The sequence below is a fragment of the Streptomyces sp. NPDC088923 genome, assembly GCF_044749745.1.
Classification (GTDB): Bacteria; Actinomycetota; Actinomycetes; order Streptomycetales; family Streptomycetaceae; genus Streptomyces.
In genome coordinates this window covers 29,554-42,834 of the sequence record NZ_JBIVIO010000012.1, presented here as the reverse complement: position 1 = coordinate 42,834, position 13,281 = coordinate 29,554, and the positions used below count along the sequence as shown (strand labels likewise).

General features: G+C 72.8%; 10 protein-coding genes and 1 riboswitch. Of the genes, 7 read left to right on the top strand and 3 right to left on the bottom strand.

Annotation, left to right across the window (positions count from 1 at the left end; genetic code table 11):
- Positions 1-45 precede the first annotated feature (45 nt).
- Complete coding sequence (locus ACIP4O_RS29460) at positions 46-990, bottom strand: sucrase ferredoxin (RefSeq protein ID WP_401579115.1); 945 nt, start codon at positions 988-990, stop codon at positions 46-48.
- 251 nt (positions 991-1,241) lie between these two features.
- Here ACIP4O_RS29460 and ACIP4O_RS29455 point away from each other — a divergent pair, with 251 nt between their 5' ends.
- Both ACIP4O_RS29455 and ACIP4O_RS29450 read left to right on the top strand, forming a co-directional pair.
- Positions 1,242-2,249, top strand: coding sequence for a LacI family DNA-binding transcriptional regulator (locus ACIP4O_RS29455; RefSeq protein ID WP_164290412.1), 1,008 nt, complete (start codon positions 1,242-1,244; stop codon positions 2,247-2,249).
- Between the two features lie 120 nt (positions 2,250-2,369).
- Positions 2,370-3,506, top strand: a complete 1,137-nt coding sequence (locus ACIP4O_RS29450) for a CobW family GTP-binding protein (protein ID WP_401579113.1) — start codon at positions 2,370-2,372, stop codon at positions 3,504-3,506.
- A gap of 124 nt (positions 3,507-3,630) precedes the next feature.
- On the opposite strand, the gene ACIP4O_RS29445 is transcribed toward ACIP4O_RS29450, so the two are convergent.
- On the bottom strand, positions 3,631-6,099 hold the full coding sequence (locus ACIP4O_RS29445) for a DNA topoisomerase IV subunit A (protein WP_361330559.1): 2,469 nt from the start codon (positions 6,097-6,099) through the stop codon (positions 3,631-3,633).
- Between the two features lie 398 nt (positions 6,100-6,497).
- On the opposite strand from ACIP4O_RS29445, the gene ACIP4O_RS29440 reads away from it, so the two are divergent.
- The 5 genes from ACIP4O_RS29440 (at position 6,498) to ACIP4O_RS29420 (ending at position 12,565) form a co-directional block, all read left to right on the top strand.
- Positions 6,498-7,871 (top strand): pitrilysin family protein, encoded by a 1,374-nt coding sequence (locus ACIP4O_RS29440; RefSeq protein WP_361330555.1) that lies wholly within the window; start codon positions 6,498-6,500, stop codon positions 7,869-7,871.
- A gap of 20 nt (positions 7,872-7,891) precedes the next feature.
- Positions 7,892-9,277, top strand: coding sequence for a M16 family metallopeptidase (locus ACIP4O_RS29435; protein WP_401579223.1), 1,386 nt, complete (start codon positions 7,892-7,894; stop codon positions 9,275-9,277).
- Between the two features lie 205 nt (positions 9,278-9,482).
- Positions 9,483-10,217 carry a dienelactone hydrolase family protein gene (locus tag ACIP4O_RS29430; protein ID WP_401579111.1) on the top strand — a complete coding sequence of 245 codons (735 nt, stop codon included), beginning with the start codon at positions 9,483-9,485 and terminating at the stop codon, positions 10,215-10,217.
- A gap of 399 nt (positions 10,218-10,616) precedes the next feature.
- Positions 10,617-10,768: riboswitch (cyclic di-AMP (ydaO/yuaA leader) on the top strand.
- A gap of 12 nt (positions 10,769-10,780) precedes the next feature.
- A complete protein-coding gene (locus ACIP4O_RS29425; RefSeq protein ID WP_401579110.1) occupies positions 10,781-11,554 on the top strand; it encodes a M23 family metallopeptidase in 774 nt (257 codons plus the stop codon).
- Between the two features lie 327 nt (positions 11,555-11,881).
- Positions 11,882-12,565, top strand: coding sequence for a GntR family transcriptional regulator (locus ACIP4O_RS29420; protein WP_401579108.1), 684 nt, complete (start codon positions 11,882-11,884; stop codon positions 12,563-12,565).
- 336 nt (positions 12,566-12,901) lie between these two features.
- Here ACIP4O_RS29420 and ACIP4O_RS29415 read toward each other — a convergent pair whose 3' ends face one another.
- Complete coding sequence (locus tag ACIP4O_RS29415) at positions 12,902-13,183, bottom strand: HPr family phosphocarrier protein (RefSeq protein ID WP_361330540.1); 282 nt, start codon at positions 13,181-13,183, stop codon at positions 12,902-12,904.
- Between the last annotated feature and the right edge of the window lie 98 nt (positions 13,184-13,281).

Genomic DNA, 13,281 nt, shown 5'->3' with positions numbered 1-13,281 from the left:
ACGGGCGTCCTCTCCGCGAGGGGGAGGGCGCCCGTACCCGTACTTTCAGTGGGAGGGGCGTTCCGCCGTCAGTCGTACGACCTCGAAGCGGGCCGGGAGGGCGGGGGCCGCGTCGCAGCTCTCGGGGCGCGCGTCCTCGGCGACCGTACGCGCCACCTCGGCCGTCCAGCGGCGGCCGTCGCCGTGGTCCACGCGGACGCGGTGCACGGCGGGGGCCTCGCCCGGCGGCAGGGTGCGCAGGGTCAGCGCTTCGGCCTGCTCCTCGCCCGTTTCCGCACGTACCGTCAACTCGGCGGCCTGCTCGGGGCGTTCCCATACCGAGCGGCCCCGGCAACCGTCGAGGTGGACGCGGCCGGAGGCGGCGGCGCGCTGGGCCGCCAGGGCCAGGGCGGCGTCCGCGCGCCCGTAGGCGTAGCCGTACGGAAGGACGAGCAGCGTGGGGGCGAAGCGGTGGCCGCCGAGGTGCGTCACCTCCCAGACGCCCTCGGCGCCCGCCGTGTGCAGTTCGGCGGCGAGGGGCCGGCCGAGGAGCGCGCAGCAGCGGTCGCGCTTGCCGTTGGCGCAGACGCAGACGAGTGGGGCGCCCGTGTAGGGGGCGCCGGCGAGGCCGTCGGCCGCGTCGAGGAAGGAAGCCGCGTTGCCCAGGCCGAGTTCCTTCAGGTCCAGGCCCAGGAGCCGTTCCGCGTCCTCGTCGGAATCGATCCTCGCCTCGTGCACCCAGCCCTGGCCGGGCACGACGTGCGCGGCGAAGACCCGGCGCGTGGGGGTGGGCGGGGTGCGGCCGGGGCGGCGGATGAGGCCGAGACGCACGCCGGTGCCGCGCGCGGCCTCCTCCAGGCGCCGTCCGAGGACGGGATCGAGGCGGCTGGACGTCAGCGCCTTGGCGCCCCACGGGCCCGGTTGTTCGATAAGGAGCCAGGTGCGGGCGGTGGCCGCCGTTCCGGCGAGGGGCTCGCCGAGGGCGCGCGAGGCGGTGGCGCAGATACTCACAAAGGTGAGCCTAACCGCACCGGAACGAGGTCGCCCTACGGCGATGGCACCCTTGCGCATTATCGGGTTCCGTCCATGACACCGTGCGCGCCGTCGGCTTCCGTTGCGTGCCGTGCCCGGCTTGCCTGCGTGTCATGCGCCGCTTCCGTGTGGGCCTTGCGCGGCGGAAAAGCAGAATCCGGCGGAAGCCAGCAGCGGATCTTTCAGAATCCCCGCAAACCGCTTGCGGTCCTTGCGCTAATCTTTCGGCCATGACACGTCGACTAGCCCAAGTGGCCCAGAAGGTCGGAGTCAGCGAGGCCACGGTCAGCCGAGTCCTCAACGGCAAGCCGGGGGTGTCCGAAAACACGCGCCAAGCGGTGCTCTCGGCGCTCGACGTGCTCGGCTACGAGCGCCCCACGCAGTTGCGCGGTGAGCGGGCCCGCCTCGTCGGTCTCGTCCTGCCCGAGTTGCAGAACCCGATCTTCCCGGCCTTCGCCGAGGTCATCGGCGGGGCGCTCGCGCAGCAGGGCCTCACGCCCGTCCTGTGCACGCAGACCAAGGGCGGTGTCTCGGAGGCTGATTACGTCGATCTCCTGCTGCAACAGCAGGTCTCCGGGGTGGTCTTCGCCGGGGGGCTGTACGCGCAGGCCGAGGCGCCCCACGACCACTACCGCCGACTCGCGGAGCGCCGTATCCCCGTCGTGCTCATCAACGCGGCGATCGAACAGCTCGGCTTTCCCGGTGTCTCCTGCGACGACGCCGTCGCTGTCGAGCAGGCGTGGCGGCACCTGTCCTCGCTCGGCCACGAGCGGATCGGTCTCGTCCTCGGCCCGGCCGACCACGTCCCCTCGCAGCGCAAGCTCGCCGCCGCCCGGCAGCTCGCCGCCGCGGAGGGGCGCGAACTGCCCGAGGCGCACGTCGTCCGGGCGATGTTCTCGCTGGAGGGCGGACAGGCGGCCGCGGCCCGGCTCCTCGACCAGGGCGTCACGGGCTTCGTGTGCGCGAGCGACCCGTACGCGCTCGGCGTGATCCGTGCGGCGAAGCGGCGCGGCCTGTCGGTGCCGGGCGAGGTCTCCGTGGTCGGCTTCGACGACTCCGCCTTCATGAACTGCACGGAGCCCCCGCTCACCACCGTGCGCCAGCCGATCGAGGCGATGGGGCGGGCCGCGGTCGACCTGCTCGCGGTACAGATCGCGGGGGCGACGGCGGCGGCCGAGGAGCTGTTGTTCGAGCCGGAGCTGGTGGTGCGGGGCTCGACGGGGCAGGCGCCGCGCTGACCCCGTGCGCTGACCCTGCACGCTGACCCCGCGTGCTGATCCCGCGCTCCGCACGCCGCCCTCGCCCTCGCGCGGGGTGTGCGTGCGGGGCGTCGGGGCGAGGGTTCGTAGGCTGGGGCGGTGACAGCGGAAGAACAAGAGCGTGCCGTACCGCCGCAGATTCCCGTCGTGGTGCTCTCCGGGTTCCTCGGGGCCGGGAAGACCACGGTGCTCAACCACCTGCTCCACAGCAGTCGGGGCAGCCGGATCGCGGTGCTCGTCAACGACTTCGGCAGTATCGAGATCGACGCGATGGCCGTCGCCGGACAGGCCGGGTCGACGGTCTCGCTCGGGAACGGCTGCCTGTGCTGCGCGGTCGACGTGAGCGAGCTGGACGAACAGCTCGCCCGGCTCACCGTTCCCGGACTGCGCGTCGATCTGGTCGTCATCGAGGCGAGCGGGCTCGCGGAACCGGCCGAGCTGGTCCGTATGGTGCTCGCGGGCGACAATCCGCGGCTCGTCTACGGCGGGCTCGTGGAGGTCGTCGACGCGGCCGAGTTCGCCGCGTCCCGTGCCCGGCATCCGGGACTCGGCACGCGGCTCGCCGTCGCCGACCTCGTCGTCCTCAACAAGACGGACCGGATCACCGCCGCCGCCCGCGCCGAACTGCTCGCGGAGGTACGGGGCCTGGCCCGCGGTGCCGCCGTCGCACCCGTCACGCACGGCCGTCTCGATCCGGAACTGCTCTTCGACCGCCGCCCCGTGACCGAGCGGCGCGGGCAGCTCTCCTTCGACGACCTGCGCGCCGAGGAGGAGCCCGCCCCGCACCTGCACGAGGGGTACGAGAGCGTGGCGCGGAGCTACGACGTCCCGCTCGATCCCGTACGCCTCATGTCCTTCCTGGAGCGACGGCCCGAGGGCCTCTACCGGATCAAGGGATACGTGGACTTCGGCGCGGCCGACCCGCTGCACCGCTACGGCGTGCATGCCGTGGGCCGCTTCCTGCGCTTCACCCCGGAGCCCTGGCCCGAGGCCGCGCCGCGCCGTACCGAACTCGTCCTCATCGGCGCCGGAATCGACGCCTCCCGCGTCGCCGCCCAACTCGATGCCTGCCGTGAGGAGGAACTCGCCGCCGCACCGGACGCGTTGAGCCTCGCCGGGGGAGCGGACGCGGACGGCCAGCGCCGCATGTGGGGCGTATTGAGGTACGTACGGGAGCCCGAGGCGGATCTCACGGAGAAGCCCGAGCCGGAGCTCCAGCCCGAGCCTCATCCCTAGCCCGAGCCCCAGCCGGAGCCCCGGCCCGGGCCGGAATCCGAGCCCTGGCCGGCGCGCGAGGCCGCCGTCCACGGGCCCGCGCACACGAGCTGTCGTGGGCGGGTACGCGGACGGCGGCCTGCCGTCAGGCCGGTCCCGCCACCGCCGCCACCGGCTTCGCGAGCGAGACGCCGGAGCCGTCGCGGCGCGGGTCGGGCTCGGGGAGCGTGGCCGGGGCGCCGTTGCGCTGGGCCGCGCGGGCCGGGACGGGGCCCGCCCAGGCGAAGCTGAGGCAGTCCTCGCCCTTGAGGAAGCGCTGGCAGCGCACCCCGCCGGTCGCCCGGCCCTTGCGTGGGAACTGGTCGAACGGCGTGAGCTTCGCGGTCGTCTGCACCGAGTCGTCGAGGGTGCCGCGCGAGCCGGCCACCGTGAAGACGGCCGCGTCGACCGCCGGGTCGACGACGTCGAAGGAGAGCACCTTGGCGCCCTCGGCGAGCTTGACCCCGGCGACCCCACCGGCCGGGCGGCCCTGGGGACGTACCGCCGAGGCCTGGAAGCGCAGCAGTTGCGCGTCGTCCGTGATGAAGACGAGGTCCTCCTCGCCCGTGCGCAACTCGGCGGCGCCCACGATCCGGTCGCCCTCGCGCAGCGTGATGACCTCCAGCTCCTCGCGGTTGGCCGGGTAGTCGGGCACGACCCGCTTCACGACGCCCTGCGCCGTACCGATCGCGAGTCCCGGCGAGGACTCGTCGAGCGTGCACAGGCACACGAGCGTCTCGTCGTCCTCGAGGCGTACGAACTCCGCCACCGGTGCCCCGCCCGCGAGCGAGGGGCCCGCGTCCTCGGCGAGCTGGGGCAGGTCCACGACGGTGATGCGCAGGAGCCGCCCGGCCGAGGTGACCGCGCCGACCTCGCCACGCGCCGTCGCGGGCACCGCGGAGCGGATCACGTCGTGCTTCGCGCGCTTGGCCGAGCCCTCCTGGAGCGGCTCGGTGCCCGGCGTACGCGCGATGACCCCGGTCGTGGAGAGGAGCACGCGGCAGGGATCGTCGGCGACCTGGAGCGGGATCGCCGCGACCGGGGCGTCCGCCGACTCCAGGAGCACGGTGCGACGCGGGGTGCCGTACTTCTTCGCCACGGCCGCGAGCTCGCCGGAGACGAGCTTGCGCAGTTCGGAGTCCGATTCGAGGATCGCCGTCAGCTCCTCGATCTCGGCGTTGAGCCGGTCGCGCTCGGACTCCAGTTCAAGCCGGTCGAACTTGGTGAGCCGGCGCAGCGGGGTGTCCAGGATGTACTGCGTCTGCGTCTCGCTCAGCGAGAAGTGCTCGATGAGGCGCCGCTTGGCCTCCGCCGAGTTCTCGCTGGAGCGGATGAGGCGAATGACCTCGTCGATGTCGACGAGCGCGACGAGCAGGCCCTCCACGAGGTGCAGCCGGTCCATGCGCTTCGTGCGCCGGAACTCGCTGCGTCGCCGCACCACGGAGAAGCGGTGGTCCAGGTAGACCTCCAGCATCTCCTTGAGGCCGAGCGTGAGCGGCTGACCGTCCACGAGGGCGACGTTGTTGATGCCGAAGGACTCCTCCATCGGCGTCAGCTTGTAGAGCTGTTCGAGCACGGCCTCGGGCACGAAGCCGTTCTTGATCTCGATGACGAGCCGCAGTCCGTGCTCGCGGTCGGTGAGGTCCTTGACGTCCGCGATGCCCTGGAGCTTCTTCGAGCCGACGAGGTCCTTGATCTTCGCGATGACCTTCTCGGGGCCCACCGTGAACGGCAGTTCCGTCACGACGAGGCCCTTGCGGCGCGCCGTCACGTTCTCCACCGTGACGGTGGCGCGGGTCTTGAAGCTGCCGCGTCCGTTCGCGTACGCGTCGCGAATCCCCGTGAGCCCCACGATGCGGCCACCGGTGGGCAGATCGGGGCCCGGCACGTACTTCATGAGCGTGTCGAGATCCGCGTTCGGATGCCGGATCAGGTGGCGGGCGGCGGCGACGACCTCGCCGAGGTTGTGCGGCGCCATGTTCGTGGCCATACCGACCGCGATCCCGGAGGCACCGTTGACCAGCAGGTTCGGGTAGGCGGCGGGGAGGGTGAGGGGCTCCTGCTCCTGGCCGTCGTAGTTGGGCGCGAAGTCGACGGTGTTCTCGTCGATCGAGTCCGTCATCAGCATCGCCGCGTCGGCCATGCGGGACTCGGTGTACCGCATCGCGGCGGGCGGGTCGTCGTTGCCCAGCGAGCCGAAGTTGCCGTGCCCGTCGACGAGCGGGACCCGCATGGAGAAGGACTGCGCCATGCGGACGAGCGCGTCGTAGATGGAGGCGTCCCCGTGCGGGTGGAGCTTGCCCATCACCTCGCCGACGACACGCGCGCACTTGACGTAGCCGCGCTCGGGCCGCAGACCCATCTCGTTCATCTGGTAGACGATGCGGCGCTGCACCGGCTTGAGGCCGTCCCGGGCGTCGGGGAGCGCCCGGGAGTAGATCACGGAGTACGCGTACTCCAGGTAGGAGCTCTGCATCTCGTCGACGACGTCGATGTCGAGGATTCTCTCCTCGAAGTCTGCCTCGTCGGCCCGGGAGGTGCCCCGAGACGGGGTTTTCGTGCTGCGGCGGGCCATCGCTGCTGCGGCTCCTTCGCGTTCTCGTCACGGCATCGGCTGTACTGCGGCTGTACTGACGCGGACCATTGTGGACCGCCGCGCCGACAGTCCCGACCTCGACCCGTCCGCGGACGCGCCTGCGCGGGGCCACGGAACCGGAGTAAGGGGGGTACTTCCGGCGCCGGGGCGGCGCGCGGGTACGTACCGGACCGGCGCGCGGCGCGGGCGTGGACCACCCCGTGCGCCCCCTGCGCCGATCCGTGGGGAAGAAGTCCGGAGGCGGGAACTTCCCCGCTCGTCGGTGCGGTTGCATAGAGTGACAGCGCGACGAGACAACAGCGATCCGACTCAACAGCTGTACGACGAGCACGCCCGGCGCCTCGCGGCGGCCGCGAGCGGTTCGGCGACACGAAGGGATGTACATGCCCATGGGTGACACGGCCACCGAGCGGGCCGGCTCCGGCGGTCTGACCGCGACGGAGCACCGGCTCGCCAACGGACTGCGCGTGGTCCTCTCCGAGGACCACCTGACCCCGGTGGCGGCCGTCTGCCTCTGGTACGACGTCGGCTCGCGCCACGAGGTCGCGGGGCGCACCGGCCTCGCCCACCTCTTCGAGCACCTGATGTTCCAGGGCTCGGCGCAGGTCAAGGGGAACGGGCACTTCGAGCTGGTCCAGGGCGCCGGCGGCTCCCTCAACGGCACGACGAGCTTCGAGCGCACCAACTACTTCGAGACCATGCCGTCGAACCAGCTGGAGCTGGCGCTGTGGCTGGAGGCCGACCGCATGGGCTCCCTGCTCACCGCGCTCGACCTGGAGTCCCTGGACAACCAGCGCGCGGTGGTCAAGAACGAGCGCCGCCAGCGGTACGACAACGTGCCCTACGGCACCGCCTTCGAGAAGCTCACCGCCCTCGCCTACCCCGAGGGCCACCCGTACCACCACACCCCCATCGGCTCCATGGCGGACCTCGACGCGGCGACCCTGGAGGACGCCCGCGCCTTCTTCCGCACCTACTACGCGCCGAACAACGCGGTCCTCTCCGTGGTCGGCGACATCGATCCCGAGCAGACCCTCGCCTGGGTCGAGAAGTACTTCGGCTCGATCCCCGGCCACGACGGCAAGCAGCCGCCGCGGGACGGCGCGCTGCCCGAGGTGATGGGCGGACAGTTGCGCGAGACGGTCCGCGAGGACGTCCCCTCGCGCGCGCTCATGGCCGCCTACCGGCTCCCCGAGGACGGGACCCGCGCCGGGGACGCCGCCGATGTCGCGCTCACCATCCTCGGCGGCGGCGAGTCCTCGCGGCTCTTCAACCGCCTCGTCCGCCGCGACCGTTCGGCCGTCGCCGCCGGTTTCGGGCTGCTGCGGCTCGCGGGCGCGCCCTCGCTCGGCTGGCTCGACGTCAAGACGAGCGCGGACGTCGAGATCCCCGTGATCGAGGCGGCCGTGGACGAGGAGCTGGCCCGCTTCGCCGAACAGGGGCCGACGGCCGAGGAAATGGAGCGCGCCCAGGCCCAGCTGGAGCGCGAGTGGCTCGACCAGCTCGACACCGTCGCGGGCCGCGCCGACCAGCTCTGCCGGTACGCCGTGCTCTTCGGCGACCCGCAACTCGCCTTCACCGCCGTGGACCGCCTCCTCGCGGTCACCGCCGACGAGGTGCGCGAGATCGCCGCCGCCCGGCTGCGCCCGGACAACCGCGCGGTCCTCGTCTACGAGCCCACCGCGCCTGAGCAGACCCCCGCCGCCGAGGAAGCGGCCACCGACCAGGACGAGGAGGCGGCACAGCAGTGAGCGAAGCCGTGCAGAGCACCATGGAGTTCCACCCGCGCCCCCAGCCGGGTCCCGCCAAGCCCTGGGCCTTCCCCGCCCCGGAGCGCTCCACCCTGTCCAATGGCCTGACCTTGCTGCGCTGCGAGCGCCCGGGCCAGCAGCTCGTCGCCGTGGAGGTGCTGCTCGACGTTCCGCTCGACGCCGAGCCGAAGGGCCTCGACGGCCTCGCCACGATCCTCGCGCGCGCCTTCACCGAGGGCACCGACAAGCACTCCGCCGAGGAGTTCGCCGCCGAGCTGGAGCGCTGCGGCGCGACCTTCGACGCGCACGCGGACCACGCGGGGCTCCGGCTCTCCCTCGAAGTGCCGGTCTCGCGTCTGGCCAAGGGCCTCGACCTGCTCGCCGAGGCCCTGCGCGCCCCCGCCTTCGCCGCGTCCGAGATCGAGCGACTGGTACGCAACAGGCTCGACGAGATCCCGCACGAGGCCGCCAACCCGGCACGCCGCGCGGCCAAGGAGCTGTTCAAGCAGCTCTTCCCGGCGGACAGCCGCATCTCCCGCCCCCGGCAGGGCACGGCGGAGACCGTCGAGGCGATCGACGCGAAGGCCGTGCGGGAGCTGTACGAGCGGTACGTGCACCCGGCCACGGCCACCGTGGTCGTCGTCGGCGACTTCGCGGGCGCCGACCTCGACGCGCTGCTCGACGAGAGCCTGGGCACGTGGCAGGGCTCCGCCCCCGCCTCGCCGCCCATGACCCCGATCACCTCCAACGACACGGGGCGCGTCTACATCGTCGACCGCCCCGGCTCGGTGCAGACGCAGCTTCTCATCGGCCGTACGGGGCCGGACCGGCACGACCAGGTGTGGGCGGCGCAGGTGCTCGGCACCTACTGCCTGGGCGGGACGCTGACCTCGCGCCTGGACCGCGTGCTGCGCGAGGAGAAGGGCTACACGTACGGGGTACGCGCCTTCGGGCAGGTGCTGCGCTCGGGGAGGCCGGCCGAGGGCACGGGGCTCGCCCCGGGGGCCGCGCTCCTCGCGATCAGCGGCTCGGTCGACACCGAGTCCACCGGGCCCGCGCTCGCGGACCTGTGGAAGGTGCTGCGCGACCTCGCGGCGGGCGGGCTCACCGACGCGGAGCGCGAGACGGCCGAGCAGAACCTCGTGGGTGTCGCCCCGCTCAAGTACGAGACGGCCGCCGCCGTCGCGGGGACGCTCGCCGATCAGGTCGAGCAGCAGCTCCCCGACGACTTCCAGGCCGCCTTCTACCGCCGCCTCGCCGAGACGGGCACGGTGGAGGCCACGGCCGCCGTCGTGAACGCCTACCCGGCGGACCGCCTGGTGACGGTTCTGGTGGGGGACGCGGCGCAGATCGCTGATTCCGTGAGGGAGTTGGGGATCGGGGAGGTGACGGTGGTCCAGGGCTGAGGCCCGTGGGGGTCCGCCGGGCCGCGGGCCTGGCGGGCCCGGGGCGGCCCTGCGCGGGCCGGTCGTCCCGCCGGGGAGTCGGCGCGTCCGCGTATCGGCCCGGACCGGCCACCGCCGCGCGCCGTCGCGGGCCCGGTACCGCCCCGCGCCCCGCCCTCCGTCGTGTTGATCGCAGCTTCGGCACATCGACCACGACAGGAGAGTCATGCCCACCAAGACACTGAGCATCGCCACCGAGGACGGTCACGCAGAGGGCTTCGCCGCCTTCCCCGAGGGAGGAGGGCGGCACCCCGGGGTCCTGTTGTACGCGGACGGCTTCGGCCTCAGGCCCGTGGTACGGGACCTGGCCGGTCAACTGGCCGGGCACGGGTACTACGTCCTCGTCCCCCACCTCTTCTACCGGCACGGCCCCGCGCCGGTGGTCGAACTCCCCGCCTACCTCGGGGGAGAGGAACGGGCGGCGGTCTTCGCCCGCGTGCTGCCCCTCATCGAGGCGCACACCGCCGAACGCGCCCGCAAGGACGCGGACGCCTACCTCGCCTTTCTCGCGGCACAACCCGAGGTCGCGGCGGGGCCGTTCGCCGTCACCGGCTACTGCGTCGGTGGTCTCCTCGCGGTGCGCGCCGCCGCCGAGCACCCCGGCGAGGTGGCGGCCGTCGCCGCGTTCCACGCGCCGGTGGGGGCGGCCGGACCCGGTGTCCACTCCGCGCTCACCGCACGTGTCCATCTCGGCCACGCCGAGGGCGACATGACCCCGGAGGCCCTCGACTCGCTCCACGAAAAACTCGACGCGGCCGGTGTCGACTACACCTCGGAGGTCTACCCCGGCACCCGGCACGGCTTCACCATGGCCGACACCGACGCCTTCAGCGCCACCGGGTTCGCCCGTCACTGGGACCGCCTGCTTCCCCTTCTCGCCGGGACGCTGACGGGCGGCTGAGTCCCCGGCAGCGGCGGGTGGGCGGGGCGGCGACGAGTGCCCGTGGCGGGCGGGGCTGCCTCGGCGGGGAGTGGCGGTGCGGCTTGGTCCGACACGGCGGCCCGCGCGAGCGGAGGCGGTGGCCCACGCGAGCGGGCACGGTGGTTCCCGTGAGCGGGCACGCGGCAGCCCATGCGAACGGGCACGGCGGCCCAGCGAGCCGGCGCGGGCGTCGACGTGCGCGGGCACGGGCCCAAGGCTGTCCGGATACCGGTCGGGTCCGTGTCCGTATTGGGTGCATGACGGCCTGTCTGGGGTGTGGCATGAGCAACAAAGGCGCGGTTGCGTTTGTTACGGAAGTCTTGCCCCGCTTAGCGTCACTCCGGCTGTTCGTCAGGTATGCGCCGCGCCCGCGGCAGCGGACAGCCTTCGCCGAGTTCCGGGGCTTGTACCCGGGAGCCGGGGACCCATGTGTCCCATGGGGTGAATCGGACGCCGTCCGCCGGTGTCCGTAGGAGACCTTCCTGCTCCGAACCCGTCAGCTAACCCGGTAGGCGAGAGGGAAGGAAAGGAACAGCCGCTTCATGGCGTTCACGCGCCCCACGGGCAGGCACCGCCGCCCTGCCGTCCGAGCGTCCCGCACCGGTGCGAAGGTGGCCGGGCTTGCCGCGCTCACGACCGGTTCCGTCGTCGGCACCCTCGCCGCCCCCGCGCACGCCGCGAACCACGAGGGCCCCGACACCGGCCTCACCCGCGTCATCGGCTTCGACAGCGTCGCCCAGGAGATCGCCACGCAGGCCTCCCTCGTGCACTCCGCCGCCGAGCAGGACGCCGCCGAGGCGAAGGCCGCGGCCGCGGCGAGTAAGGAGGCCGCGAAGGCGAAGCGCGAGGCCGAGCGGAAGAAGGAGGCGAAGGAGCGGGCCGCGCGGGCCGCCGAGCGCGAGCGCCTCAACACCTTCGTCCTGCCGATCCCCGGCTCGTACGTCTCCACCGGCTACCACGCCAGCAGTTCGCTGTGGTCGTCCGGCAGCCACACCGGCATCGACTTCCACGCGGCGAGCGGCACGAGCGTCCACGCGGTCGGCGCGGGGACGGTCGTGAAGGTCGACTGGGGCGGCGCGTACGGCAACGAGGTCGTGCTCCGCATGCACGACGGGACGTACACGCAGTACGGGCACCTCACCGCCGCCACCGTCGCGGTCGGGCAGACCGTGACGGCCGGTCAGCAGATCGCCGTCTCGGGCGCCACGGGCAATGTCACGGGCCCTCACCTGCACTTCGAGGCCCGGACGAGCCCCGAGTACGGCTCCGACATGGACCCGCTCGCCTACCTGCGCGGCCACGGCATCGACATCTGAGCCCGTCCCGCGCCTCGCGACGCCTTCGAAAGCCCCCGGCCGCCCCCGGGGGCTTTCGGCATTCCGCGTACGGGCCTCGACGTCGCGCCCGGCAGCTCCACTCCCGGCACCGCACCGCACGCCCCGCTCCCGGTACGGCGCACCTCGCCCTTTCCGCCCCGAACCGCCCGTAAACAGCGCACCGGGGCCCGAAGATATTCGGGGAATGCGCCCTGCCGTGAGGAATTCTTCACTGTTCTCATAGGGTCACTGCTCTAATGTCTGGTGGAGCCACCTCGCGGACGTCCAACGGCAGCGTTTCGCGGTGAATAATGCGGAGGTCGGGTCATGAGTATTCCCGCGCACTCGGTATGCACGGCGATCAGGGACGATATCGTCTCGGGCGTGTACGAGCGGGGGAGCCGGCTCACGGAGGAATTGCTCGCGCGGAGATACGGGGTCTCGCGGGTGCCGGTGCGGGAGGCGCTGCGCACGCTGGAGGCGGAGGGCTTCGTGGTGACGCGCCGGCACGCGGGGGCGCAGGTCGCCGAGCCGGGGGCGCGGGAGGCCGTGGACGTCCTGGAGACGAGGCTGCTCCTGGAGCCGCTGTGCGCGGCGCGCGCCGCGCAGCGCAGGACCGAGGCGCACCTCAAGGTGCTGCGCGGCCTCGTCAGGCTGGGGCAGGAGCGGGCACGCCGGGGGCAGGAGGAGGACCTGCGCTCGCTGGGCGGCTGGTTCCACGAGACCCTCGTGCAGGCCAGCGCGAGCGAGACCCTGACCTCCCTGCTGACCCTGCTGCGGCAGAAGATCGCGTGGATGTACGTGGTCGAGTCGCCCGCCCGCCCGCAGGAGTCCTGGGCCGAGCACGGCGCGATCGTCGACGCCCTGGCGCGCGGTGACGCGGAGCGGGCCCGCGCGCTCACGGCGCAGCACGCCGACCGCGCGCGGCGCGCCCACCGCCTGCGCGGCCCAGGCCCCTACCCGCCGCGCCGCCCGCCGGGGCGCGACCCCGAGGAGGCCCCCGCCTGGTGAGGCCGGGTGAGCCCCCGCCGGTGAGCCGCGCGGACCCGCGCCCGGTGAGCCGCGCGGATCCGCGCCCGGTGAGGACTTCGCAACATCCCGTAAACAATCCGGGCCTTCCGCATTAACACGGGGGCCGTATACAAAGGGATACGCGACGTCGCGAGACCGCGACGTCCCCACATGGGCCGTCCCGGCGGATCGGGTATTCCCGCCGCCATGGTCGCGCCTTTTCCGTGGGTTTTATCGGTGCGCCCTTCGGCTCGACCGGTATGCCCGCCGGGGAAATGCACAGTGGCCCGGGACTGCGGAGAAGAATTCCGCACCCCCGGGTCACCCGCGTATTCCCTAAACGGTTTCGGGGAGTTCCTGGAGCCCCTCCGCCACGAGTTTGACGAGCCGGTCCAGCGCCTCTTCGGCCCCCTCTCCCTCCGCGCTCAGCGTGATCTCCTCGCCCCCCTGCACGCCGAGACCGAGCACCGCGAGCATGGAGCGGGCGTTGACCGCTTCGCCCTCGCTCTTGGCGACGGTCACGGGGAGTCCGGTGGCGGTCGATGCCCGCACGAAGAGGGAGGCGGGACGGGCGTGGAGGCCCTCCGGCCAGCCGACGGTGACGCGACGCTCAGCCATGGTGCAGCCCTTCGGGTCCGGGGCCCGCGCGCTTGCGGGCCCGGTGCGGATACGCGGTGGTGCGACTTCCGGTGGTGCGGGTCGGTGCAGCTTCCGTT